Origin of the sequence: Paenibacillus sp. NPDC058071 (assembly GCF_042885235.1) — a bacterium.
In the GTDB taxonomy this organism is placed as follows: Bacteria; Bacillota; Bacilli; order Paenibacillales; family Paenibacillaceae; genus Pristimantibacillus.
The window spans coordinates 61,348-87,679 of record NZ_JBHVSK010000020.1 but is presented as its reverse complement, the minus strand read 5'-3'; the positions used below and the strand labels follow the sequence as shown (position 1 = coordinate 87,679).

Annotated in this window: 25 protein-coding genes; all 25 read right to left on the bottom strand. The window is 50.2% G+C overall.

From position 1 onward, the window contains the following. Positions 1-12: 12 nt before the first annotated feature. Positions 13-555 (bottom strand): 50S ribosomal protein L5, encoded by a 543-nt coding sequence (gene rplE / locus ACFVTB_RS24085; RefSeq protein WP_387755104.1) that lies wholly within the window; start codon positions 553-555, stop codon positions 13-15. 29 nt (positions 556-584) lie between these two features. Further along, positions 585-938, bottom strand: a complete 354-nt coding sequence (gene rplX, locus ACFVTB_RS24080; RefSeq protein ID WP_387755101.1) for a 50S ribosomal protein L24 — start codon at positions 936-938, stop codon at positions 585-587. 78 nt (positions 939-1,016) lie between these two features. Further along, a complete protein-coding gene (gene rplN / locus ACFVTB_RS24075) occupies positions 1,017-1,385 on the bottom strand; it encodes a 50S ribosomal protein L14 (RefSeq protein ID WP_156284269.1) in 369 nt (122 codons plus the stop codon). Between the two features lie 42 nt (positions 1,386-1,427). Next, positions 1,428-1,691, bottom strand: coding sequence for a 30S ribosomal protein S17 (gene rpsQ / locus ACFVTB_RS24070; RefSeq protein ID WP_387755097.1), 264 nt, complete (start codon positions 1,689-1,691; stop codon positions 1,428-1,430). 47 nt (positions 1,692-1,738) lie between these two features. Further along, a complete protein-coding gene (gene rpmC, locus ACFVTB_RS24065) occupies positions 1,739-1,942 on the bottom strand; it encodes a 50S ribosomal protein L29 (protein ID WP_387755094.1) in 204 nt (67 codons plus the stop codon). Continuing rightward, the gene (gene rplP / locus ACFVTB_RS24060; protein WP_387755091.1) at positions 1,932-2,366 is read right to left on the bottom strand and encodes a 50S ribosomal protein L16; all 435 of its coding nucleotides are present in this window, start codon (positions 2,364-2,366) and stop codon (positions 1,932-1,934) included. The genes rpmC and rplP overlap by 11 nt, the downstream gene beginning before the upstream one ends. A 2-nt stretch (positions 2,367-2,368) precedes the next feature. Then, positions 2,369-3,031 (bottom strand): 30S ribosomal protein S3, encoded by a 663-nt coding sequence (gene rpsC, locus ACFVTB_RS24055; RefSeq protein ID WP_387755088.1) that lies wholly within the window; start codon positions 3,029-3,031, stop codon positions 2,369-2,371. 13 nt (positions 3,032-3,044) lie between these two features. Next, positions 3,045-3,380 carry a 50S ribosomal protein L22 gene (gene rplV / locus ACFVTB_RS24050; protein WP_387755085.1) on the bottom strand — a complete coding sequence of 112 codons (336 nt, stop codon included), beginning with the start codon at positions 3,378-3,380 and terminating at the stop codon, positions 3,045-3,047. A gap of 45 nt (positions 3,381-3,425) precedes the next feature. Beyond that, positions 3,426-3,704 carry a 30S ribosomal protein S19 gene (gene rpsS / locus ACFVTB_RS24045; RefSeq protein ID WP_042171439.1) on the bottom strand — a complete coding sequence of 93 codons (279 nt, stop codon included), beginning with the start codon at positions 3,702-3,704 and terminating at the stop codon, positions 3,426-3,428. Between the two features lie 66 nt (positions 3,705-3,770). Continuing rightward, positions 3,771-4,601, bottom strand: a complete 831-nt coding sequence (gene rplB, locus ACFVTB_RS24040; RefSeq protein ID WP_387755082.1) for a 50S ribosomal protein L2 — start codon at positions 4,599-4,601, stop codon at positions 3,771-3,773. Positions 4,602-4,618: 17 nt separating this feature from the next. After that, on the bottom strand, positions 4,619-4,912 hold the full coding sequence (gene rplW, locus ACFVTB_RS24035) for a 50S ribosomal protein L23 (RefSeq protein ID WP_387755079.1): 294 nt from the start codon (positions 4,910-4,912) through the stop codon (positions 4,619-4,621). After that, a complete protein-coding gene (gene rplD, locus ACFVTB_RS24030; protein WP_387755076.1) occupies positions 4,912-5,535 on the bottom strand; it encodes a 50S ribosomal protein L4 in 624 nt (207 codons plus the stop codon). Before rplD ends, rplW begins: the two co-directional genes overlap by 1 nt. A gap of 25 nt (positions 5,536-5,560) precedes the next feature. Continuing rightward, the gene (gene rplC, locus ACFVTB_RS24025) at positions 5,561-6,184 is read right to left on the bottom strand and encodes a 50S ribosomal protein L3 (RefSeq protein ID WP_387755073.1); all 624 of its coding nucleotides are present in this window, start codon (positions 6,182-6,184) and stop codon (positions 5,561-5,563) included. A gap of 41 nt (positions 6,185-6,225) precedes the next feature. Further along, on the bottom strand, positions 6,226-6,534 hold the full coding sequence (rpsJ, locus tag ACFVTB_RS24020; RefSeq protein WP_017692074.1) for a 30S ribosomal protein S10: 309 nt from the start codon (positions 6,532-6,534) through the stop codon (positions 6,226-6,228). Between the two features lie 638 nt (positions 6,535-7,172). Next, complete coding sequence (locus tag ACFVTB_RS24015; RefSeq protein ID WP_387755071.1) at positions 7,173-7,967, bottom strand: ABC transporter ATP-binding protein; 795 nt, start codon at positions 7,965-7,967, stop codon at positions 7,173-7,175. Then, positions 7,967-8,881, bottom strand: coding sequence for an ABC transporter permease (locus ACFVTB_RS24010; RefSeq protein WP_387755068.1), 915 nt, complete (start codon positions 8,879-8,881; stop codon positions 7,967-7,969). Before ACFVTB_RS24010 ends, ACFVTB_RS24015 begins: the two co-directional genes overlap by 1 nt. 70 nt (positions 8,882-8,951) lie before the next feature. Next, positions 8,952-10,019: an ABC transporter substrate-binding protein gene (locus tag ACFVTB_RS24005; protein WP_387755066.1), complete on the bottom strand. Its 1,068-nt coding sequence runs from the start codon at positions 10,017-10,019 to the stop codon at positions 8,952-8,954. Between the two features lie 274 nt (positions 10,020-10,293). Continuing rightward, entirely contained in the window at positions 10,294-13,737 is a 3,444-nt protein-coding gene (locus tag ACFVTB_RS24000) for a YDG domain-containing protein (protein ID WP_387755063.1), read from the bottom strand. 188 nt (positions 13,738-13,925) lie between these two features. Further along, complete coding sequence (tuf, locus tag ACFVTB_RS23995) at positions 13,926-15,116, bottom strand: elongation factor Tu (RefSeq protein ID WP_042171459.1); 1,191 nt, start codon at positions 15,114-15,116, stop codon at positions 13,926-13,928. Positions 15,117-15,218: 102 nt separating this feature from the next. Further along, complete coding sequence (fusA, locus tag ACFVTB_RS23990; protein WP_387755059.1) at positions 15,219-17,294, bottom strand: elongation factor G; 2,076 nt, start codon at positions 17,292-17,294, stop codon at positions 15,219-15,221. 53 nt (positions 17,295-17,347) lie between these two features. After that, entirely contained in the window at positions 17,348-17,818 is a 471-nt protein-coding gene (rpsG, locus tag ACFVTB_RS23985; RefSeq protein ID WP_387755056.1) for a 30S ribosomal protein S7, read from the bottom strand. Positions 17,819-17,894: 76 nt separating this feature from the next. Continuing rightward, complete coding sequence (gene rpsL, locus ACFVTB_RS23980) at positions 17,895-18,314, bottom strand: 30S ribosomal protein S12 (RefSeq protein ID WP_387755054.1); 420 nt, start codon at positions 18,312-18,314, stop codon at positions 17,895-17,897. Between the two features lie 156 nt (positions 18,315-18,470). Next, the gene (locus tag ACFVTB_RS23975) at positions 18,471-18,701 is read right to left on the bottom strand and encodes a ribosomal L7Ae/L30e/S12e/Gadd45 family protein (RefSeq protein WP_387755051.1); all 231 of its coding nucleotides are present in this window, start codon (positions 18,699-18,701) and stop codon (positions 18,471-18,473) included. 231 nt (positions 18,702-18,932) lie between these two features. After that, the gene (rpoC, locus tag ACFVTB_RS23970; RefSeq protein ID WP_483875122.1) at positions 18,933-22,532 is read right to left on the bottom strand and encodes a DNA-directed RNA polymerase subunit beta'; all 3,600 of its coding nucleotides are present in this window, start codon (positions 22,530-22,532) and stop codon (positions 18,933-18,935) included. A gap of 117 nt (positions 22,533-22,649) precedes the next feature. Next, the gene (rpoB, locus tag ACFVTB_RS23965; RefSeq protein ID WP_387755045.1) at positions 22,650-26,219 is read right to left on the bottom strand and encodes a DNA-directed RNA polymerase subunit beta; all 3,570 of its coding nucleotides are present in this window, start codon (positions 26,217-26,219) and stop codon (positions 22,650-22,652) included. Between the last annotated feature and the right edge of the window lie 113 nt (positions 26,220-26,332).

Here is a 26,332-nt window from a genome sequence, read left to right as displayed (position 1 = left end):
CCTAAAAGTGGATTACTTCGCGAACGGCATGCCCATTTGGGTAAGCAGTTCACGAGATTCTTCGTCCGTTTTTGCCGTAGTGACGATAACGATGTCCATACCACGAACTTTATCGACTTTATCATACTCGATCTCTGGGAAGATCAATTGTTCTTTCAAGCCAAGCGTGTAGTTACCGCGACCGTCGAATGCTTTAGTCGACACACCGCGGAAGTCACGTACGCGCGGAAGCGAGATGTTGAACAGCTTGTCAAGGAAGTAGTACATGCGCTCGCCGCGCAATGTAACTTTAACCCCGATTGGCATGTTCTCGCGAAGCTTAAAGCCGGCAATGGACTTCTTCGCACGTGTTACAACCGGTTTTTGACCGGAGATAATGCGCAGTTCCTCGACAGCCACATCAAGCACTTTGGAGTTAGCTACTGCTTCACCCACACCCATGTTGATAACGACTTTCTCGATTTTCGGAACTTGCATGACCGTTGTATAGTTGAACTTCTGCATCAGAGCAGGCGTAATTTCGTTAAGAAAACGATCTTTCAATCTTGCTGCCATTTACAATGGACCTCCTTTCCTACGGTTATCTAGTCGATCACTTCGCCGGAACGTTTAGCGATCCGGACTTTCTTGCCGTTGTCCAGCACTTTGTAGCCGATACGAGTCACTTTACCGCTCTTCGGATCGATGTGCATCACGTTCGAAGCGTGGATCGGCGCTTCTTGCTCGAGAATGCCGCCTTGCGGGTTCGCCTGCGACGGACGAGCATGCTTCTTCACCAGGTTGACGCCTTCTACGAGTACGCGATTTTCACGCGGATACGCAGCGATAACGCGGCCTTTTTTACCTTTGTCCTTACCGGAGATAACGATGACCGTGTCGTCTTTTTTGACGTGCAGCTTGTTGTTATGCGATTCAAGAATCTTTTTCAGTCTTGGCATTGATTACACCTCCTGCTCACTTAAGCTTTCAGGCATTTAACGCTTTATGCTATATCGGGGTCCCCGACGGGGCTTGTATTAGATAACCTCAGGAGCAAGCGATACGATTTTCATGAAATCTTTATCGCGCAGCTCGCGGGCAACTGGTCCGAAGATACGCGTGCCGCGTGGGCTCTTATCTTCTTTAACGATGACCGCTGCGTTCTCGTCGAATGCGATGTAGGAACCGTCTTTACGACGAACCGTACGCTTCGTACGAACGATAACCGCTTTTACTACATCACCTTTTTTGACAACGCCGCCTGGTGTTGCTTGTTTGACGGAGCATACAATCAAATCACCAATGGCGCCAACGCGGCGACCGGTACCGCCAAGAACACGGATACACATCAGTTCTTTCGCGCCAGAGTTGTCGGCAACTCGCAAACGAGTAAATGGTTGAATCATTTCAACGTCCTCCTTCCGGGCAAATGCTTAGTTCCTTACACATTAAAGGACAACAGCCACTTCAACGACTTCTACGAGTCTAAAGCGCTTGTCTTTCGAAAGCGGACGAGTTTCCATGATTTTCACAGTATCGCCGATTTTCGCCTCGTTGTTCTCATCATGTGCCTTGAATTTTTTCGTGTATTTAATGCGTTTATGGTACAAATCGTGTTTTTTGTAGGTCTCTACTGCAACCACGATCGTTTTGTCCATTTTGTCGCTGACAACTTTACCGATTTGAACTTTGCGGGCATTGCGTTCGCTCATGTTCTTCCTCCTTCCTCGAAACCTCGGAGACTCTGTTCGAGTTCAGCTTAGTTAGCTGCTATACCGAGTTCTCTTTCGTGCAAAATAGTTTTAGCGCGAGCGATGTTCTTGCGCACGTCACGAATGCGTGTCGGGCTTTCCAGTTGGCCGGTAGCCAGTTGGAAACGAAGGTTGAAAAGCTCTTCTTTAAAACCAGTGATTTTTTGTTCTATCTCAGCAGAGGTAAGGTTGCGAAATTCATTAGCCTTCATTTGCTTCACCACCCACTTCTTCGCGTTTCACGAACTTCGTTTTGATCGGGAGTTTGTGGGACGCGAGGCGCATCGCTTCACGAGCGACTTCTTCGGATACACCAGCCAATTCGAACATCACTTTGCCTGGTTTAACGACTGCAACCCACTTCTCAACGTTACCTTTACCGCTACCCATCCGAACCTCAAGAGGCTTTTGGGTGATCGGTTTAGCAGGGAAAATTTTGATCCAAACTTTACCGCCACGCTTGATGTAACGAGTCATTGCGATACGAGCCGCTTCGATTTGACGGTTCGTGATCCATGAAGGCTCAAGCGCTTGAAGACCGTATTCGCCGAATGCTACCGTTGTGCCGCCTTTGGCACGGCCTTTCATGTGACCGCGTTGTTGTTTGCGGTGTTTGACGCGTTTAGGTACCAACATGATTAGTTGCCTCCTTCCTGGGGAGCTTTCTTCTTAGCTGGAAGGACTTCACCGCGATAGATCCATACTTTTACGCCGATGCGGCCGTAAGTTGTATGAGCTTCTGCTGTACCATAGTCAATGTCTGCACGCAGCGTATGAAGAGGAACAGTGCCTTCGCTGTAGCCTTCCGAACGAGCAATTTCAGCACCGCCGAGACGACCGCTAACTGCGGTTTTGATCCCTTTAGCGCCTGCGCGCATCGAACGTTGGATCGCTTGTTTCAGTGCACGACGGAACGAAACGCGACGCTCAAGTTGTTGCGCGATGCTTTCAGCTACGAGAATAGCGTCCAGATCTGCTTGTTTGATTTCGGAAATGTTAATGTGTACTTTCTTGCCTTGCGTAATTTTGCCAAGCTCCGTGCGCAGGTTTTCCACTTCGGAACCGCCTTTGCCGATAACCATGCCCGGCTTAGCCGTATTGATCGTCACGTTAACGCGGTTAGCCGCGCGCTCGATCTCGATGTGGGATACTGCCGCATCTTTCAGTTTGTTCTTCAGGTACTCACGAATTTTCACGTCTTCAAGAAGAAGATCGCCAAAGTCTTTGCCTGCGTACCATTTGGATTCCCAATCACGGATAATCCCTACACGCAAACCGACCGGATTTACCTTTTGACCCACACGTTATCCCTCCTTATTTTTCAGATACCACCAATGTGATGTGGCTGGTTCTTTTGTTGATCCGGCTTGCGCGTCCCATTGCACGAGGGCGGAAACGTTTCATTGTCGGACCTTGGTTCACGAATACTTGCGTGATAACCAGTTTGTTCACGTCCAATTGGTAGTTATGCTCAGCGTTAGCAATAGCAGAGTTCAGCAGCTTTTCAACAATTGGAGATGCAGATTTCGGCGTATGGCGCAAAATCGCGATCGCTTCACCAACTTGCTTGCCGCGAATCAAATCGACAACCAGCTGTGCTTTACGAGGAGCAATGCGTACATGATTAGCGTGCGCTTTAGCTTCTGGCATGGATGAACCTCCTCTCAACTTTCAATAAAAGATTAATCAGGCAAATTAACGTCTGCCCGTTTTCTTGTCATCGTCATGGCCTTTGTACGTACGAGTTGGCGCGAATTCGCCGAACTTGTGTCCAACCATATCTTCCGTTACATAAACCGGCACGTGCTTGCGACCGTCATAAACCGCAATCGTGTGTCCGATGAATTGCGGGAAAATTGTCGAGCGGCGGGACCAAGTTTTGATAACCACTTTTTTGTTGCTCTCGTTCAGTTCTTCAACCTTCTTGAGCAAATGTCCATCGATAAATGGACCTTTTTTCAAACTGCGACCCATTCGGAGTCCTCCCTTCGCGGAAACGTGGCGCGACCTTTTGTCACGCGGCTTGCAAACAAGCGATTATTACTTCGTGCGACGACGAATAATATATTGGCTCGATGCTTTTTTCTTCTTACGCGTTTTGTAACCAAGCGTCGGTTTGCCCCATGGAGACATCGGGGATTTACGACCGATTGGAGCACGGCCTTCACCACCACCGTGTGGGTGATCGTTAGGGTTCATGACAACGCCGCGTACTTCAGGACGTTTGCCCAACCAACGGGAACGGCCAGCTTTACCGATTTTCACGAGTTCGTGATCTTCGTTGCCTACGGAACCGATCGTTGCACGGCAAGTGTTCAGAATGCGACGAACTTCACCGGAAGTCAGACGGATGGAAACGTAGTCGCCTTCTTTACCAAGAAGTTGAGCTTCCGTACCAGCTGCACGAACCAATTGTCCGCCTTTACCTGGCTTCAGTTCGATGTTGTGGATAACTGTACCAACAGGAATATTCACAAGCGGCAGCGCGTTACCGATTTTGATGTCGGAGTCTGCACCGGAAACGACTTTGTCGCCCACTTTAAGACCTTTTGGTGCGATGATGTACGCTTTTTCACCGTCAACGTAATGAATCAAAGCGATGTTGGAAGTACGGTTCGGATCGTATTCGATCGAAGCTACGTTGCCAACGATACCGTCTTTGGTACGTTTGAAGTCGATGATACGGTATTTACGTTTATGTCCGCCGCCATGGTGACGAACCGTAATTTTACCTTGGTTGTTGCGGCCTGCTTTTTTGAAAAGCGGTGCAAGCAACGATTTCTCCGGCGTGCTTGTCGTGATCTCTTCGAAAGTCGAGACGGACATGTTACGGCGAGCCGGCGATGTCGGTTTGTACTTTTTGATTGGCACTTAGATTCCCTCCTTTTCTATACAGACGTTTCAAAGAACTCAAGTTCTTTGCTGTCAGCGCTCAGTTGAACGATCGCTTTTTTCCAGTCAGGACGGTAGCCGCTATGTTTACCATAACGCTTCGGCTTGCCGGCAACGCGCATCGTATTCACGCTTGTTACTTTTACTTTAAAGATTTGCTCGATGGCATCTTTAATTTCCGTTTTGTTCGCACGGAGGTCTACTTCAAACACATAGCGTTTGACAGCCATGAAATCACTCGTGCGTTCCGTAATAACCGGACGTTTGATAATATCGCGAGGGTTTTTCATTACGCAAACACCTCCTGTACTTTCTCTACTGCTTCTTTAGTGATGACAAGCTTGTCATGCACCAATACATCCAGAACATTAATGCCGTCAGCAGCGACGAATTTCACGCCTGGGATATTGCGTGCGGACAATGCTACATTGTCGTCATAGCTAGGCAATACGACAAGTGCTTTGCGATCTACCTTCAGGTTGTTCAGGATAGCCGCGAATTCTTTCGTTTTTGGAGCCGCGAATGTCAGTTGATCCAGAACGATGATTTCGTTCGCGATCACTTTCGAAGACAATGCGGATTTGATCGCCAGACGGCGAACTTTCTTAGGAAGCTTGAAGCCGTAGGAGCGTGGAGTTGGTCCGAAAACCGTACCGCCGCCAACCCATTGCGGGGAGCGGATGCTGCCTTGACGAGCGCGGCCTGTGCCTTTTTGTTTCCAAGGCTTACGACCGCCGCCGCGTACTTCAGAGCGACCTTTCGTTTTGTGAGTCCCAGCGCGCTCTGCAGCTTGCTGAAGGACAACAGCGCTATGCAATACATGAGCGTTTGGTTCGATACCGAACACGCTGTCAGCCAATTCTACTTCGCCAACTTGCGAACCGCTCACGTTGTATACTGTAACTTTAGGCATTTCTTGTTCCTCCTTTCTTCAGCAATTAGTTCTTAACTGTTTGTTTTACTTTAACGAATCCGTTTTTAGGTCCAGGAATGGAGCCTTTTACGAGCAGTACGTTGCGTTCTGCATCGACGCGGATGATTTCGAGCTTTTGAATCGTAACCGTTTCGTGACCCATGTGACCTGGAAGGCGTTTGCCTTTCGGTACGCGGTTCGCTTGGATCGAACCCATGGAACCAGGACCGCGGTGGTAACGCGAACCGTGGGCCATTGGACCCGTGCTTTGTCCCCAACGTTTGATAACGCCGGCAAAACCTTTACCTTTCGAAATACCCGTTACGTCAACAAATTCGCCCTCTGCGAACAGATCAGCTTTCACCACTTGGCCAACTTCATACTCGCCCAGGGTAATACCGCGAATTTCACGAACGTAGCGCTTAGGAGCCGTATTGGCTTTCTTCGCGTGGCCGATTTCCGGCTTGATCGCTCTTGCTTCTTTCTTATCAGAGAAACCGAGTTGAACGGATTCATAACCGTCGTTCTCTTGATCTTTCTTCTGAAGAACCACACAAGGACCTGCTTCGATAACCGTAACTGGTACTACGTTACCTTCAGCCGTAAACACTTGCGTCATTCCAAGCTTTTTGCCTAAGATACCTTTCATGTTGACACCTCATTTCCCTTCAATAATCGATTATGCTTAAATTACAGTTTGATTTCGATATCTACACCGGATGGTAAATCCAGGCGCATCAACGCATCAACCGTTTGCGGCGTTGGGTTTACAATATCGATCAGACGCTTATGAGTGCGTTGTTCGAATTGCTCCCTGGAATCCTTGTACTTGTGCACCGCACGGAGAATGGTGATGATTTGCTTTTCCGTTGGCAACGGAATCGGCCCGGATACGCCTGCACCGGAACGTTTTGCAGTTTCCACGATTTTCTCTGCGGATTGATCAAGAATTCTGTGATCGTACGCTTTCAAGCGAATACGAATCTTTTGCTTTGCCATATAAGTCCCTCCTTCTATCGCCCAATTTATTATCGGACATACTCCGTGAGAAAACCCGGCACATGCCCCATGGCAAAGGGGCCGGGTGTGTCGGCAACCTCTCACATCATCGCAACGTCACAGACCAACAGTCAATATTATAACGAAAGCATTGGGCAAATGCAAGGGAAAATTCATTATTCTTCCCATACCCGCCGTAATGTTCTACTTATTATGAAGAAACGCGTATTTACTCGGTTAAATAAACGCTCTATCGCCTTTTCTGCCGTGCCGATCGGCCTGTCATGTCCTGAACAGCATACCTGATTTGAAGCGTGAAGCTCAAATCCAAATTTGACCTGCGGTGTAGAACTCTAGCTTGGCGTTTTAGCTCCTCTTTCGCAGATAACGGCCATTTTGGCCGTTAATGTCGAGCTACCTGCTCTAACTTCGCGTCTAACGGCCGTTCTGGCCTTTAAAAGCGACCAAAGCAGCATATTCAGCTCCTAGACTTGTTGAGCATCATTAGAGATAGGCTGACGATGAAGGCAACAACCGCTTCATGCCTACAAAAAAAAACGGTTATACCGGCCTGGGATCCAGCGCATGCGCCATCACCCAAATCGGTATAACCGTTTTTCTTCTATTATATATAGAAGCTATCCGAGAACGACACGATCGTCGGCCATCTTCTTGCCGCTGATTTGCTCAAACTCGCCGAGCAGCTGTTCTACGGTCAAATCCTTTTTACGCTCTTCGTTCACTTGAAGAATGATTCTCCCTTTATCCATCATAATCAAACGGTTGCCTAGGCGGATCGCCTGATCCATGTTGTGGGTAACCATTAACGTCGTCAAATTCATTTCACGAACGAGTGACTCCGTCAGTGTTGTAATGAGCTCTGCGCGTGCCGGATCAAGCGCGGCGGTATGCTCATCCAGCAGCAAAATTTGCGGCTTCGTGAACGTTGCCATTAGCAAGCTGAGCGCTTGCCGTTCTCCGCCGGACAGCAATCCGACTTTGGCGGTAAGGCGATTCTCCAAGCCAATGCCGAGCTTAGACAGCTGCTCGCGGAAGAGAGTCCGTCTTTTGCTATTGACGCTTAGCGCAAAACCGCGCGTTTTACCTCGCATATACGCCATCGCCAAGTTTTCTTCGATCGACATATGAGGAGCCGTACCGGCCATTGGATCCTGGAAAACGCGACCGATCCATTTGCTGCGTCCGTACTCGCTCAAATGGCTAATATTTTGCCCATCAATTTGAACTTCGCCGATATCGGGCTTCATCACGCCGGAAATAATATTCATCAGCGTCGACTTGCCTGCGCCATTACTTCCGATTACTGTAATGAAATCGCCTGGCTTCATAGACAGTTCGATATTGACGAGTGCTGTCTTCTCGTCTAATGTTCCCGGGTTGAACAGCTTGGAAACTTGTTTGATCTCCAGCATCAGCGTCCGCCCCCTTTCCCTGCTAAGTCTTTCAGCAGCTCAGCTGTGCGCTTACGCGCCAAGCTCTTCTGTCTCCACGACTTCTGCATGGTTGGAATGACTAGCGCGACAATAACGATAATGGCTGTAATCAGCTTCAGGTCGGAAGCATCAAGGAAATCGCTTCTTAAAGCGAGAGCATAAATCAACCGGTAAATGATCGCGCCAAGCACAACGGCAAGCGTAGCTTGAAATACCGATCTCGATCCAAAGATCGCTTCCCCAATAATAACCGAAGCCAAGCCGATAACGATCATACCGACGCCCATCGTAATATCTGCAAAGCCGCTTTGCTGCGCAATTAACGAACCGGATAAAGCAACGAGGCCGTTAGAAAGCGCAATGCCGAGAATTTTCGTATTGTCTGTATTGGTGCCGAAGCTGCGAATCATCCGCTCGTTGTCGCCTGTAGCCCGCAAGCTAAGACCCATATCTGTTTTAAAGAACAGGTCGAGCAGAAGCTTAACGACAATGACAATGATCGGCATAATAACAAGCACCTTTACACCAGAAAATACCGTTACAATATCGCTGCCCAGCAAGCCGATATTCGGCTTGCCCATAATTCGCATATTAATCGAATAGAGGGCGATCATCATAATGATACCGGAAAGCAAGCCGTTAATTTTGCCTTTCGTATGAAGCAAGCCGGTGAGAACGCCCGCAACCGCCCCTGCCCCGAAGCCGGCCAAGCTGGCCACCCAAGGCGAAACGCCGTTCGTAATCATAACGGCAGCAACAGCCGCACCTGTCGTGAAGCTTTGGTCCACCGTCAGGTCCGGGAAATCAAGAATTCGGAATGTGATATAGACGCCTAAGGCCATTAACGCATAAATGAGACCCAGCTCTATACCGCCGTTTAACCATACTGGCACCGGGGCACCTCCTTCAGAAATAAAGAACGGGGCGAACACAAGTGAGCGTTCACCCCCTTCCAACCTGCCTTTATTCGATAATGTTGTCGGCTGGGTTCTTCACGCCGGCTTTCATTTCGTCCGTTACGGTAATGCCTTGGTCCGCAGCGGCTTTCAGGTTCAGGATCAGGTCCAGCTTGTCCGGAACCGTTACACTCAATTCAGCCGGGTTTTTACCGTTCAGAATCTCAGCAGCCATTTGACCGACTTGGTATCCGTGGTCGTAGTATTTGAAGCCTACTGTTGCGAATGCGCCTTTTTCTACCGTATCGCGATCGCTGGAGAAGAAAGGAATTTGGTTCGCTTTTGCTACTTGCAGAAGAGCGTCTACGCCAGCAACAACGACATTGTCCAATGTGATGAACATAGCGTCCACTTTGCCTACCAGCGATTCGCCTGCTTGCTTAACTTCCGATGTAGCTGTTACAGCAGCTTCTACAAGCTCGATATTGTGTTTAGCCAATGCTTGTTTTGCATTTGCAGACATAACAAGCGCGTTAGGCTCGCCTTTATTGATAACGATACCGACCTTCTTCACATCCGGGAAATTAGCAGCGATGAAATCCATCAATTGTACGACTGCTTCTGGGTTCGTATCCGATGCGCCTGTGACGTTGCCGCCAGGAGCTGAAAGATCCGTTACAAGCTTCGCGTCAAGCGGATCCGTCACAGCTGCGAACAAAAGCGGCGATTTGTTGCCGGCTTTATCGTAGGCTTGTACAAGCGCTTGCGCGGAAGGCGTAGCGATGCCGAGCGCCAGATCCACTTTATCTCCGGAAACCTTCGTCGCAATGGAAAGGTTGTTGGATTGGTCGCCTTGTGCGGTATTAAAGTTCACCGTCAAGTTTTCCCCTTCTACGAAGCCCGCATCCTTAAGTGCGGCCAGGAAACCTTCACGAGTTGCGTCAAGCGACGGGTGCTCTACAATTTGAGAAATTGCTATTTTATACTTTTTGCTGTCTTTCGGCGCTTCCGTACTGCTGTTGGATGCCCCCGATTGCGCATTGCCTTCGTTTCCGTTGTTAGCCGGCTTGCTGCCGCATGCCGAAATGATCAGCACGAGTACCAGTGCAAGCGGTAAGAACCATTTCATCTTCATCTTTATTTACCCCTCTCATCTCTTTGCCGACATGACTATTTCCTTCGTTATATAAATTATCGTTGCAGTAATGCATTGTTGCTTTAATCCGATAAAGTATATGGAAATAATATGAATTTTATCTTATGCAATAATTGTCGACATTATTAATTTAATATTAAATGCGCTTTCTAATCACGTCAATGCTAATGTTAGAGGAAATATTAGCACCACAAAAAAGCGGTCGTTCCGTTTCGGAACAACCGCTTTCGCTGCTTTTCGATTGATGCTTTCCTTATTCGATTAAACCGGATTTCTGCAGCAGACGCTGCGCCATTACAGCCACTTCTGCCTTGGTAGCAAAACCTTTCGGGTCCAGCTGTTCGCCCGATTTGCCTGTCATCAGACCTGCCTGCAGCGCTTCCGCAAACGGTACGCGAGCCCACTGACTGACACTATCTGCATCTTTGAAAGCAGAAAGCAGCTCTGCCGCTTGATCAGGGGTCGTTGTCGCTTGTCGGACTCCCGTTACTTCCAGCGCCAATGTCCATATTTTCGCCGCTTGCTCTCGTGTGATCGTATCGTTCGGACGGAAACTGCCATCCTCGAAGCCTTGAATAAGTCCATAAGCTTGTGCGGTCGCCACAGACTGTGCATACCAAGCTTCCTTCGTTATATCGGAAAAAGCGTTAGGCGCCGTTTGCGCCTTCAATCCCAATGCCCTTACGGCGACTGCCGCAAACTCCGCTCGCGTGATCGGCTGTTCCGGCTGGAATCGGCCATTCGCGTCGCCTCTTACAACAAAACGAGAAGCCATATCATTAATCGCGGACTTCGCCCAATGTCCGTCAATGTCAGTTAATTCCGTATGGAATTGCGTAACAGCGTAAAAGCTGTTTGTTCGGCTGGACATAACAGCAGCCGTTCGGCCTCCTCTGACAAGTGTCTTTGTAGGAACAGGTCTTATCGCACCGTCCGACTCGAGAACAACGCCGGTCCGTCTTTCTTCGTTTCCTTGCAGCTCGAGATACACGCCATGCTGCGCATATGAGCCTAGATCGCTCAGCTCGTACTCTTTTCCTTCAAGACGAACATTCGCCCCGTAATGCAGAATGGAGTCGGCCTGCGCTGCGCCTGCAGCTGTCAGCGCTTCTCCTGCTTGCTGCAACTGCTGTACGCTCGGATTGCCTAGCGAGATTTCCAAAATTGCCCGAGAAAGTTCTTCGTCCGTTCGATCATGGAATTGTTTACGCATCGCATCCCATAGCAAATCAGAGGACAACGTGTAGAAGCCTTCGCGGCTTTCAAGCGTAACGGCTGCTCTATTACGAGCCAGTTCGGCTAATGCTTGTCCGGTTAAACTTGCCTTCCACTCGGCAATGTTCTCTCCTTTGAAGTCAAACGTCAATTGCGCCTGCGCTTTCGCTTCTCGAAGAAGCGCGATAAGCTTGTCTGCATCGACCAACGCATTCACATGCATTCTACCGTCAATGACGGAATGCGTAATCTTGCTGTCAACGCGAGCCTCGCCATTCATACGAATATCTGCTTCGTAAGGCAAGTTCTCAGGGCTTTCCGTTTTTGGCGGTTGTGATGTCCCTCCGCCTCCGCCACCTTCGCCTGCAGTAATTGAAGCTTTCGTTACGTAAGGGGACAACCTATAGTTTTCGGCGTCAGTTCCGCTTAACGACAAGCCGCTGACACTGACCGTTTTGTCGACACCGACGTTCTTATCGGCGAAATCCCCCGTGGCCTGCGACGTATCCAATTGCACATTATCACCGTCTATCGTGCCCGCCAGCTTAGCCTGCTTGACATCAAGCTGCGCGTCGGTGTTATCGTCATACCGTTTAGAGCTTGCGGCGATTCCTTCAACGGTTATTTCTTTTGGTTCAATATTAGCCGTGATGTCCGTTATCGGAGTAAGTGTATAGTTGTCAGCATCAGTTCCCGTCAGTAAAAGCCCCGTTACCGATACCGGTTTATTGTCACCCGCCTTTTTATCAGCAAAAGCCGCTTGACCATTATCGCTTAGCAACTCCACATCGTCGCCGGCAATCGTCCCGACCAATTTGGCTTGCTTGGCATCAAGCTGCGTATCTGTATTACCGTCATATTGTTTAGAGCTTGCTACGATTCCTGTCGCCGTTACTTCCTTCGGTTTGATATTAGCCGTCACCGTTACTGGAGCGAGTACATAATTGCCGGCATCGGCTCCCGTCAATCCAAGTCCAGTTATGGATACTGGCTTGTTATCGCCAGCTCTTTCATCAGCAAAAGCCGCTTTCGCATCTTTGCTTAGCAACTCGACATCATCGCCGGGCAATACGCCCGACAGCGCAAGAGCAGATAAGTCCAACTGTCCATCGGTCGTCCCATCGTATACTTTGTCCTTTACAATTAGACTGGTTGCTTGAATAGGCTTTGGAGTAATATCCGCCGTAATAATAATTGGCTCCTTCCATACGTATTTACCCGCGTCCGCCCCCGACAGTGTAAGTCCCGTTAGCGACAATTGCTTATTCTCGCCAACTTTAGCGTCTGCGAACTGCGCATTCATGTCACCTGTCTGAATATATACAATGTGGCCGCTCTCCACGCCATCGAGCACTGCTTGGCTGTAGTCTACTGTTGCCGTAGTCGTACCGTCATAGACTTTGGTAGCGCTGATTCCTGTCAGTTGCACCCACTTTAATACAATATTTGACGTCGATTGATTGGAGACGGCACTGTCTAGTACCAGCCTATCGTTGCCGATTGCTTTCACCGTAAAAGTGTAAGTCCCGTATCCGCCGGCTAATATCGCTTCCGAGAAGTCGATGCCTGTAATGGCTTGCGTTACATCGGCTTGCACCGGCGAACCTAGGCTAGTTCCATTCTTATAGAGTTGAACCGAATAAGCGGTTGCTTTGGACACCGCATCCCATGAAGCAGTCTGTCCAGTCCATAACAGACCAACCGGTTGAGCTGCTTGCTCGACCGTCACAATCACGTATTCAAACTTGTGTCGCGGACTTTCCCGATAAATGCCGGATTTGTCTGCCGAAACTACGTTAAAGCTATAAGTTGCCGCTCCCTTGCTGCGAACAATGGACAATATATCATAGGAAGGCTCTTCTGTTTCATAGGTGACATCAGCACCTCCGCTGGAGCTAACCATTTTGATTTTGTAAGTATCCGCATGGTTAACCGGCTGCCAAGCCAACAACGAATCATTGCTTAGATGAAGACCAGTTGGCGGATCAAGGCCCGGTATATCGAGCACAAGCTCACTAAAAGGAAAAGTGGGCACGTAACTGTTGCGGATCACAATGCGATCAATATTCTGAAAGCCATCATAATATTGATAATCGCCGATATACCAGCCGCCCTTACTGACAGATTTGCCAGCGAGAAATGTCTCTAAGCTGTAAGACGTGGTTTGGGGCACAACGAGGCGTTCAACTGAAAATGCCGCGTTGTTCGCCTTACGAATCGAAATCTTATTCACATTCAGCTTGCCGTCGGACTGCGTAATTGGAACTTCCGACTCCAATACCAGATCCTGATAGGTACAGCTCGTTTGTGCCGCATTGCAAACAATAGGGTCATCAAAGGTATATACCGTTTGCGTTGCCGCAGCAGCCGTAGGCTGGCCGCCTCCAACTCCAAAGGAAAGCGATACCCAAATAAACGACAGCAGAACAACAAGCCGTATGGCCTGTTTAATTCGCCTGCTAGGTATGATTGCATTTTTCATTATTGTTCTTCCCTTCCTTAGCCTGTTCGGCAAACTTCTTCATTCTTTGACCTTATCACACCCCCTCTCTCTTCAAAAGACAACTAAAGTTGGTTTTGTCGGCCGCCGCCGGAAAAACAAAAAGAAAGCTACCCCGAGCAAGCTCGGAATAGCTTTCTAAAGTTCCATGCGGCTAATGCCGCGCGGAATTATTTTTGGATAGTTGCTACAGCGCCAGCGCCTACAGTACGGCCGCCTTCACGGATGGAGAAGCGAGTGCCTTCTTCAACCGCGATTGGAGCGATCAGTTCTACTGTAACCGTGATGTTGTCGCCAGGCATAACCATCTCAGTGCCTTCTGGCAGGTTGATGATACCTGTAACGTCAGTTGTACGGAAGTAGAATTGTGGACGGTAGCCAGTGAAGAAAGGCTTATGACGGCCACCCTCTTCTTTAGTCAGAACGTAGATTTGAGCTGTGAAGTTCGTGTGTGGCTTAACCGAAGCTGGTTTAGCCAGAACTTGACCGCGCTCGATGTCTTTACGGTCAACACCGCGAAGCAGTGCGCCGATGTTGTCGCCCGCTTGAGCGGAATCCATCAGTTTACGGAACATTTCTACGCCCGTAACAACGGATTTGCGAGTTTCTTCAGCCAGACCAACGATTTCGATCTCGTCGCCGACTTTAACCACACCACGGTCGATACGGCCAGTTGCTACTGTACCACGACCAGTGATTGTGAATACGTCCTCGACAGGCATCAGGAAAGGCTTAGCTGTGTCGCGTTCTGGAGTTGGGATGTAAGCGTCGACTTGTTCGAACAACTCAACGATTTTGTCAGCCCAAGGACCATCTGGGTTTTGCAGAGCTTCACGAGCAGCGCCACGGATGATTGGAGTGTCGTCGCCTGGGAACTCATACTCGGACAGAAGGTCGCGAACTTCCATTTCAACCAGTTCAAGAAGCTCTTCGTCTTCAACCATGTCGCATTTGTTCAGGAATACAACGATGTAAGGTACGCCTACTTGGCGGGACAACAGGATGTGTTCGCGAGTTTGCGGCATTGGGCCGTCAGCTGCGGATACAACCAGGATAGCGCCGTCCATTTGAGCTGCACCTGTGATCATGTTTTTAACGTAGTCGGCGTGACCTGGGCAGTCAACGTGAGCATAGTGACGGTTAGGAGTCTCATACTCAACGTGAGCTGTCGAGATCGTGATACCGCGCTCGCGCTCTTCTGGAGCTTTGTCGATTTGGTCGAATGCGATTGCAGCACCGCCGTATTTTTTGGAAAGTACAGTTGTGATAGCTGCAGTCAGAGTCGTTTTACCATGGTCGACGTGACCGATAGTACCGATATTAACGTGCGGTTTGTTACGTTCAAATTTAGCCTTTGCCATTGAACTTAATCCTCCTTAATATAACTAAAGTTTATATGTGTTGGCCGCATCTTCTCCTGCTGAACAGGCGAAGACTCGACCTAAGCAAACTTGAAGGGCGTATTAAGCACCTTTGTTCTTCGCGATGATCTCTTCCGAGATCGAGCGTGGTACTTCTTCATAGTGCGAGAGCTCCATGGAGAATACACCGCGGCCTTGCGTACCCGAACGAAGTGTTGTGGAGTAACCGAACATTTCGGCAAGAGGCACCTTAGCACGGATAATTTGCGCGCCTGCGCGGGAATCCATACCTTCGATGCGACCGCGACGGGAGTTCAGCATACCCATTACGTCGCCCATGTACTCTTCTGGAACCGTAACTTCAACCTTCATGATTGGCTCGAGCAGGACAGGCTTACACTTGTCTTTAGCTGCTTTCAGCGCCAACGATCCAGCGATTTTAAACGCCATCTCCGAGGAGTCAACGTCATGGTACGATCCATCGACTACAGTAGCTTTGATATCGACCATCGGATAACCAGCGAGGACGCCGTTTTTCATCGACTCTTCGATACCAGCTTGGATTGGAGCGATATATTCACGAGGAATGGAACCACCCACAACCTTGCTTTCAAATACAAAGCCTTGACCTGGCTCTTGCGGCGTAAACTCAACCCAGCAATGACCGAATTGACCTTTACCACCGGACTGACGAACGAATTTGCCTTCCACTTTAGCAGCTTCACGGAATGTTTCACGGTAAGCTACTTGCGGTTTGCCGACATTCGTCTCAACCTTGAATTCGCGAAGCATACGGTCAACGAGGATTTCAAGGTGAAGCTCACCCATACCTGCGATGATCGTTTGGTTCGTTTCTTCATCCGTGTAAGCACGGAAGGTTGGATCTTCTTCAGCAAGCTTCGAGATAGCAACGCCCAGTTTGTCTTGGTCCGCTTTCGTTTTTGGCTCGATCGCGATTTGGATAACTGGATCAGGGAAGTTCATCGATTCGAGAACGATAACTGCTTTCTCGTCGCAAAGCGTATCCCCTGTAGTTGTATCTTTCAGACCTACTGCCGCTGCGATATCACCGGAGTAAACTTCGGAGATCTCTTGACGGCTGTTCGCATGCATCTGCAGAATCCGGCCAATCCGCTCGCGTTTGTTCTTCGTTGCGTTCAGAACATACGAACCGGATTTCAGAATACCCGAGTACACACGGAAGAAAGTAAGTTTACCGACATAAGGGTCAGTCATGATTTTGAACGCCAGTGCCGAGAACGGCTCTGTGTCGGAAGATGGACGGGATCCTTCTTCTCCGTCTTCAAGCGTACCTTTGATTGCCGGTACGTCAACTGGGGAAGGAAGATAGTCTACTACCGCATCCAATACCAATTGAACGCCTTTGTTGCGGTACGAGGAACCTGCAACAACCGGGAAGATTTTAACTTCGCAAACACCTTTGCGAAGTGCTGCTTTCAGTTCAGCGACGGAGATTTCTTCTCCTTCGAGATACTTCATTGTCAGCTCTTCATCCAATTCTGCAACTTTCTCAACCAGCTCCGCGCGAAGTTCTTCCACTTTGTCAGCGTACTCCGCAGGAATGTCAATAAGCACTGGCTCTTTACCAAGGTCATCGATATATTTGTACGCTTTGCGTTCAACGATATCGATTACACCGAGGAAGTCGGATTCAGCACCAATTGGGAGTTGAATCGCAACAGCATTAGCTTGCAGACGCTCACGCATGTCTTTAACAACATTCAGATAGTCTGCACCAATGATGTCCATTTTGTTAATGTAAGCGATCCGAGGAACGCCGTAACGGTCAGCTTGACGCCATACCGTCTCAGACTGAGGCTCAACGCCTTCTTTCGCACTGAAAACACCAACGGCCCCGTCCAATACGCGCAGGGAACGTTCAACCTCTACTGTGAAGTCAACGTGCCCCGGGGTGTCGATAATATTAATGCGGTGACCCTTCCATTGAGCGGTCGTCGCAGCAGACGTAATCGTAATGCCGCGCTCTTGTTCTTGTTCCATCCAGTCCATTGTCGCAGCGCCTTCATGCACTTCGCCAATTTTATGAGTACGGCCCGTGAAGAACAAGATCCGTTCAGTTGTTGTGGTTTTACCAGCGTCAATATGCGCCATAATCCCGATGTTACGCGTATTATTCAAGGAGAATTCTCTTGACATGGAATTGTCTCCTTTCGAATGTTGAAAGTAAATCAAATGTGTAGGTTAAAATCCTACCAGCGGTAGTGAGCAAACGCTTTGTTCGCTTCCGCCATTTTGTGCGTGTCTTCGCGCTTCTTCACGGATGCGCCAGTGTTGTTGGATGCATCGATGATTTCAGCAGCCAGACGCTCTTCCATCGTTTTCTCGCCGCGGTTACGTGAATAGTTCACGAGCCAACGGAGACCAAGCGACGTACGGCGTTCTGGTTTAACTTCGATCGGTACTTGGTAGTTGGAACCGCCGACACGGCGAGCTTTAACCTCAAGTACTGGCATGATGTTTTTCAATGCTGCTTCGAACACTTCCATCGGATCTTTACCCGTGCGTTCTTGAATCAGCGTGAAGGCATCGTACAACAGCGTTTGAGCAACGCCGCGTTTGCCGTCGATCATGATGCGGTTGATAAGACGGGTTACCAGTTTGCTATTGTAAACCGGATCCGGCAATACATCGCGTTTCGTTACAGGACCTTTGCGTGGCATGAGAAAGTCCCCCTTTCTTAGATAGTCGCTTCATATAGAAGCGTATTAAAGATTCGTCCTAACTAAGGGACTTCTCTTATTTTTTAACTTTTGGACGTTTCGTACCGTATTTCGAACGAGATTGGTTACGGTTGTTAACACCCGCTGTATCCAATGCGCCGCGAACGATATGGTAACGTACGCCCGGAAGGTCTTTAACACGACCGCCGCGGATCAGCACGACACTGTGCTCTTGCAGGTTGTGTCCGATACCCGGAATGTAAGCCGTAACCTCGACTTTGTTCGTCAGACGCACACGTGCGTATTTACGAAGCGCGGAGTTCGGTTTTTTCGGAGTCATCGTGCCTACACGAGTGCACACACCGCGTTTTTGCGGAGCGCTGATATTCGTAGCTTCACGTTTCAGGGCATTAAAGCCTCTTTGCAAAGCTGGCGATTTCGATTTTACCACTTTAGCTTGACGTCCTTTGCGGACGAGCTGGTTGATTGTTGGCATGGTTGCCACCCCCTTCCCATGATTCATGTCTTTTATATGGCAAGACATTAGACCCAATTTTATGTCCACAGATCCAGGCGGTTCGCGAAAGGGCAAATAAAAATTTCTGCCGGGTTCCTCATACTGAAATGTTCGCCAGCAAAAACGGCTGTTGCCTTATTCTCTTTCGCTTACGAGCGCCGCCGTGGCCGCTGCGACTTCGATCCCGCAGGTTTCCCCCAGTATCGCCTTCGTCTCAACCCACTTGACTGGAACGCCCGCTTGCTCACACAGATGAACGATCTTGTCCTTCATCCGGGAATCTGCGTCTCGAGCGATGTAGACCTCGACGGCTCTTCGTAGCTCGAGCATCCTCGTTGTCTCTTTCGCTCCTACCTTGAACTGCATGAAATCACCTTTCCTTATACGGAAAAACATCACACAATCAGGCACACTTCGATATAGTATCATCTGCACCCTATGGGTGTCAAGTTGATTTACTTGATCTTTAAATGGCAATGCTGGAAGGCCCGAATGAGACGCAAATGCGCTCGCTCGAACACATAGGAAGGAGCGGAGACCTACCGCTGCAGTGACCTGCTTGCGGTGGTCTCTCGCTCCCAATGTGTTTAACTGTTGCTATTCAATCGTTACGGCTTCCGCTTCCGCTCCGCCCTCTTCGAGCGTTTCGGTTTCTTCCTCGACGCCTACGAGTTTGATATTCCGGTAACGGTTCATGCCCGTACCCGCCGGGATCAGCTTGCCGATAATGACGTTTTCTTTCAGGCCAAGCAATTGGTCCACTTTGCCCTTGATTGCTGCGTCGGTCAGAACGCGAGTCGTTTCCTGGAACGATGCCGCTGACAGGAAGGAATCGGTCTCGAGCGACGCTTTCGTAATCCCGAGCAGTACCGGCTTCGCAACCGCAGGCTCGAGTCCGGAGAGAATCGCTTCGCGGTTCTGAGCTTCGTACTCGTGAATGTCGACGAACGCGCCTGGCAGCAGTGTCGTGTCGCCCGCATCTACGATACGGATTTTACGGAGCATCTGCTTAACCATAACCTCAACGTGCTTGTCGTTGATTTCTACACCCTGGTTCCGGTAAACGCGCTGAACTTCTTGCAAAATATAGTTCTGAACGCCGCGGATGCCTTTGATGCGCAGCATATCCTTCGGATCGATCGAACCGTCTGTCAGTTCGTCGCCAGCTTCGATATGCTGTCCTTGTGTCACGCGGATACGCGATCCGTACGTGATCGGATAGACCTTCGATTCGGCTTCGCCTTGAATTTCGATTTCGCGGCGGTCTTTCGCCTCGCGAATCTCTTTCACGACGCCTTCAAGCTCGGTAATGATCGCTTGACCTTTCGGATTGCGCGCCTCGAACAACTCTTGGATACGCGGCAAACCTTGCGTAATATCGTCTCCGGCAACGCCGCCGGTATGGAACGTACGCATTGTCAACTGTGTTCCCGGCTCGCCGATCGATTGCGCCGCGATAATACCTACCGCTTCGCCAATCTCAACATGCTTGCCGGTCGCCAGGTTGCGGCCATAGCAAATTTTGCAGACGCCGTGACGAGCACGACAGCTCAGTACAGAACGAATTTGAAGTTTTTCGATGCCTGCGTCGATAATCGCATCCGCTTTCGCAGAGTCGATCAGCTCGCTTTTCTTCACGATGACTTCGCCCGTTTGCGGATGGCGAACAGTCTCGAACGAATAACGGCCTTCGATACGGTCGTACAGATCCTCGATAACCTCTTTACCGTCTTGAATTCTGCTGACAGCAAAGCCTTTATCCGTGCCGCAATCATCTTCGCGAACGATAACGTCCTGTGCAACGTCAACCAGACGGCGAGTCAAGTAACCCGAGTCGGCAGTACGAAGCGCCGTATCGGCCAAACCTTTACGCGCGCCGTGAGTCGAGATGAAGTACTCGAGGACGGTTAGGCCTTCGCGGAAGTTCGACTTGATTGGCAATTCGATAATCCGGCCGGACGGGTTGGCCATCAGGCCGCGCATGCCGCCGAGTTGAGCAATCTGCGATTTATTACCCCGTGCTTTGGAATCGACCATGAGCATGATGGAATTGTAACGATCCATCGATTTCATGAGGATATCGGTAATGATATCTTTCGATTTGCTCCAAATTTCGATAACGCGATCATAGCGCTCCTCGTTCGTAATCAGACCGCGACGGTACTGATTCATGACGACGGCTACTTTAGCGTCGGATTCTTTCAAAATCTCCGTTTTTTCTTCTGGAACAACGACATCCGCGACAGCGACGGTAATACCGGCGCGCGTCGAGTACGTGAAGCCCAGTTGCTTAATACGGTCAAGAATTACCGACGTTAATGTTGTATGGTAGATACGGAAGCACTCGCCGATGATGTTGCCGAGGTATTCCTTGCCTACCCCGCCGGCAATCGGCAATTCTTCGATAATTTTGTCCAGATCGCTGCCTTTTTCGTAAACGAAATATTTGTCTGGCGTACCTTGCAGCAAGTTGACCTTAGTAGCCTCGTTGATGTAAGGGAAGTCAGCCGGATAAATTTCGTTGAAAATAACCTTGCCGACAGTCGTGCACAGCAACGATTGCTGCTGTTGCTCTGTGAAGCAAGTTTTATTCAGCACGCGCGCCGGAATAAAGATCCGAGCATGCAGCGATACGATGCCGCGCTGATAAGCGGAAATCGCTTCATTGACAGTAGCGAATACGGAGCCGCTGCCTTTGGCATCCTTGTTGTCCATCGTCAGGTAGTACGATCCGAGAACCATATCCTGCGAAGGCGTAACGACAGGCTTGCCGTCTTTCGGGTTCAAGATGTTGCCCGACGCCAGCATGAGCAGGCGAGCTTCGGCTTGCGCTTCAGCGGACAACGGTACGTGAACGGCCATTTGGTCACCGTCGAAGTCGGCGTTGTAAGCCGTACAAACGAGCGGATGGAGCTTAATTGCGCGTCCTTCAACCAAAATCGGTTCGAAAGCTTGGATACCGAGACGGTGAAGCGTCGGTGCACGGTTCAGCAGAACCGGATGCTCCTTGATGACTTCTTCGAGAACGTCCCATACTTCCGGGCTTACGCGTTCGACTTTGCGTTTCGCGCTCTTAATGTTATGAGCAAGACCTTTGTTGACCAGCTCTTTCATGACGAACGGCTTGAACAGCTCGAGCGCCATTTCCTTCGGAAGTCCGCATTGGAACATCTTCAGGTTCGGCCCTACGACGATAACGGAACGGCCGGAGTAGTCAACCCGTTTACCAAGCAAGTTTTGGCGGAAACGGCCTTGTTTACCTTTCAGCATATGGCTGAGCGATTTAAGCGGACGGTTGCCCGGTCCTGTAACCGGACGACCGCGGCGGCCGTTGTCGATAAGTGCATCGACAGCTTCCTGCAGCATCCGTTTCTCGTTCTGCACGATAATGTCAGGAGCGCCCAGATCGAGCAGACGTTTCAGACGGTTGTTCCGGTTGATAACGCGGCGGTACAGGTCGTTCAGGTCAGACGTTGCGAAACGTCCGCCATCCAGCTGTACCATCGGACGAAGCTCCGGTGGAATAACCGGAAGCACATCGAGAATCATCCACTCCGGCTCATTGCCAGAGTTGCGGAACGCTTCGATCACTTCAAGGCGCTTGATCGCGCGGTTACGGCGTTGGCCTTGTGCCGTGCGCAGCTCCTCCTTGAGCGTCTCCAGTTCTTTCTCCACGTCGATGTCCTGAAGCAGCTTTTTAACCGCTTCAGCGCCCATGCCGGCTTGGAAGCCGTAACCGTATTTCTCGCGGTAGCTGCGGTATTCCTTCTCGGACAACAGCTGCTTTTTCTCAAGCGGCGTATCGCCTGGGTCGGTTACCACATAGGATGCAAAATAAATGATCTCTTCCAGTGAACGAGGCGACATATCGAGCGCCAAGCCCATCCGGCTCGGAATACCTTTGAAGTACCAGATGTGCGATACCGGAGCGGCCAGCTCAATATGGCCCATACGCTCGCGGCGCACTTTCGCGCGAGTAACCTCTACACCGCAGCGGTCGCAAACGACGCCTTTATAGCGAACGCGTTTGTATTTGCCGCAATGACACTCCCAGTCTTTGGTAGGTCCGAAAATTTTCTCGCAGAAGAGTCCTTCCTTCTCCGGTTTGAGCGTCCTGTAGTTGATCGTCTCCGGTTTTTTCACTTCTCCGCGGGACCAAGAACGAATTTTATCGGGGGAAGCAAGCCCGATTTTCATATACTCGAAGTTGTTCACGTCCAACAAGGAGCAACCCTCCTTCGTCATGTATGGCTGTATCATGCAAATAGTCGGCTGAACGCCCCGCATTAGCGGGGCGGCAGCCAGTAGTGATCATTATTGTTGTTCGGCGCCGACTTCTGCGCCTTCAAGATTCAGGTTGAGCTTATCGCCCGTGCCGTCGTCTTCGTCGTCGATTTCTTTCATTTCGATCTCTTCTTCATTCTCGCTCAGGATCTTAACGTCCATACCCAAGCTTTGAAGCTCTTTGATCAATACTTTGAACGATTCCGGAACACCAGGCTCCGGCACGTTCTCGCCTTTAACGATCGATTCGTACGTCTTCACGCGGCCGACAACGTCATCGGACTTAACGGTCAGAATCTCTTGCAGCGTGTAGGCTGCGCCGTAGGCTTCAAGCGCCCATACTTCCATCTCGCCGAAACGCTGGCCGCCGAACTGAGCTTTACCGCCCAGAGGCTGCTGCGTAACGAGGGAGTAAGGACCCGTCGAACGGGCATGGATTTTATCGTCAACCATGTGCGCCAGCTTGATCATGTACATGACGCCGACCGTTACTTCACGTTCGAACGATTCGCCTGTGCGTCCGTCATACAGAATCGTTTTACCGTTGCGCTGCATGCCTGCTTCTTCCATCGCGTCGAATACGTCGTACTCGCGCGCGCCGTCGAATACCGGCGTTGCGGCATGAAGTCCCAACTGTTTGCAGGCCATGCCAAGGTGAACCTCGAGTACCTGACCGATGTTCATCCGCGACGGTACGCCGAGCGGGTTAAGCACGACTTCAACCGGCGTGCCGTCCGGCAGGAATGGCATATCTTCCTCCGGCATAATGCGGGCGATAACACCCTTGTTGCCGTGGCGTCCTGCCATTTTATCGCCTTCGGAAATTTTCCGTTTTTGTGCGATATAAACGCGAACCAACTGATTAACGCCCGGAGGCAGTTCATCGCCGTTCTCGCGAGTAAATACTTTAACGTCTACGACGATACCGTCCGTACCATGCGGTACACGCAGCGAAGTGTCGCGAACCTCGCGAGCCTTTTCGCCGAAGATGGCATGCAAGAGACGCTCTTCAGCCGTCAGCTCCGTTACGCCTTTCGGCGTTACTTTACCGACGAGGATGTCGCCTGCGCCGATCTCCGCACCAACGCGGATAATACCGCGTTCATCCAGGTTCTTAAGCGCTTCTTCGCCGACATTCGGAATGTCGCGTGTAATTTCTTCAGGTCCCAGCTTCGTGTCGCGGGCTTCGGACTCATATTCCTCGATGTGGATCGAAGTGTATACATCCTCTTTCACCAGCTTCTCGCTAAGGAGAATCGCATCCTCATAGTTGTAGCCTTCCCAAGTCATGAAGGCAACGACTACGTTGCGGCCCAGCGCCAATTCGCCTTGTTCCGTCGAAGGACCGTCAGCGAGAATATCGCCTTTCTTGATCACTTCGCCTTTACGTACGATAGGACGTTGGTTGATGCATGTTCCTTGGTTGGAACGCATGAATTTGTGCAGTTTATGTTTAACCAAGTCGCCGGTTATCGGCTTGCCGTCAATCAGCTCAACGCGGCGCAGCCAAATTTCATTAGCCGATACGCGCTCGATAACACCGTCATACTTGGAAACGATACATACGCCGGAGTCTTTCGCCGACTTATGCTCCATCCCCGTACCGACAAGCGGAGCTTTCGGTATGAGGAGCGGAACGGCTTGCCGCTGCATGTTCGATCCCATGAGTGCGCGGTTGGAGTCGTCATTCTCAAGGAACGGAATGAGCGCCGTTGCAACCGACACGACCTGCTTAGGTGATACGTCCATGTAGTCAACGCGATCCGACGGCATCGTCAGGATGTTGTCCGCTTGCTTGTTGTAACGAACGATCTGGCTGTCATCTTGGAACTTGCCTTCTTCCGTCAGCTTCGCGTTCGCTTGCGCGATAACGTAGTTGTCTTCCTCGTCGGCAGTCATGTACGCGATTTGCTCGGTCACAAAGCCTGTCTTCGGATCGACCCAACGGTAAGGTGCTTCGATAAAACCGTATTCGTTAATGCGTGCGAATGAGGACAAGGAGTTGATCAGACCGATGTTCGGTCCCTCCGGTGTCTCGATCGGACACATCCGTCCATAGTGCGAGTGATGGACGTCACGTACTTCAAAGCCTGCGCGCTCACGTGTCAAACCGCCCGGTCCGAGTGCGGACAGACGACGTTTGTGCGTAAGCTCGGCCAGCGGGTTCGTTTGGTCCATGAACTGGGACAGCTGCGAGGACCCGAAAAACTCTTTAATGGACGCGATAACTGGACGTATGTTGATCAGCGCCTGTGGCGTGATCGCATTGGCGTCCTGGATCGACATCCGCTCGCGCACGACGCGCTCCATACGGGACAAGCCGATGCGGAACTGGTTCTGCAGCAGCTCGCCGACCGAACGCAAGCGACGGTTGCCGAGGTGATCGATATCATCCGTGCTTCCAACACCGTGAAGCAGGTTGATAAAGTAGTTAATGGACGAAATAATATCGGCAGGCGTAATATGTTTAACCGATTTGTCGATTACGCCATTCGAGATGACCTTGATTACCTTCGCATCGTCCAGCGGAGAGAATACGCTGATGGCTTGCAGTGGAATACTATCCGCATCAAGCACGCCGTTAGCGACATGGTAAGTCTTGAAGCCGACATTCTTCTCCAGCTTGTCGAGAATTTCATCCAGAAGGCGGCGGTCAATGACTTGACCGGATTCTGCGATGATCTCGCCTGTCGCAGGATCGACCAGCGTCTCAGCAAGACGTTGGTTGAACAAACGGTTCTTAATGTGCAGCTTTTTATTTATTTTGTATCGGCCGACATTGGCCAAGTCATAACGCTTCGGATCGAAGAAGCGTGCAACCAGCAAGCTTTTCGCATTGTCCAAAGTAGGCGGTTCGCCCGGACGAAGGCGCTCGTAAATTTCGATCAGCGCTTTTTCCGTGGAATCCGTATTGTCTTTGTCCAGCGTGTTGCGAATATACTCGTCATGGCCGAGCAGTTCCAGAATCTCAGCGTCAGTGCCAAAGCCTAACGCACGCAAAAGCACCGTCACCGGAATCTTCCGGGTACGGTCAATACGAACGTAGATGATGTCTTTGGCATCCGTCTCGAGCTCGAGCCAAGCTCCGCGATTCGGAATCACCGTCGCCGTATATGTTTTCTTTCCGTTCTTATCAACCTTCGTGCTGAAGTATACACTTGGGGATCGCACCAACTGGCTGACAATAACCCGTTCCGCCCCGTTAATGATAAACGTGCCGGTTTCGGTCATTAGCGGAAAGTCGCCCATGAACACTTCCTGCTCTTTTACTTCGCCGGTCTCTTTATTAAAGAGCCGCACTTTCACGCGTAGCGGAGCAGCATACGTCACGTCGCGTTCCTTTGATTCGTCGACCGAATATTTCGGTTCGCCTAAGCTATAATCGATAAACTCAAGCGAAAGATTGCCCGTAAAGTCCTGAATCGGCGAGATGTCCTGGAATAACTCAAGCAAGTCGTTATCCAAAAACTTCTCGTACGATTTTTGTTGGATTTCAATCAGGTTCGGGACTTCCAGCACCTCGTTGATCCGGGCATAACTTCTCCGCGTGCGCCGACCATACTGAACAAGTTGTCCTGCCAACTTAACCTCACCCCTCATGTCTGTCTCACAGCATCGATATCTACTGCGTCACTACTTCATTCTTTCCAATAAAGAAAAGCCCTTATCGAATAGCGTTCGAAAAAAGAGCATGTTCCGGCAGTCAACCAAGC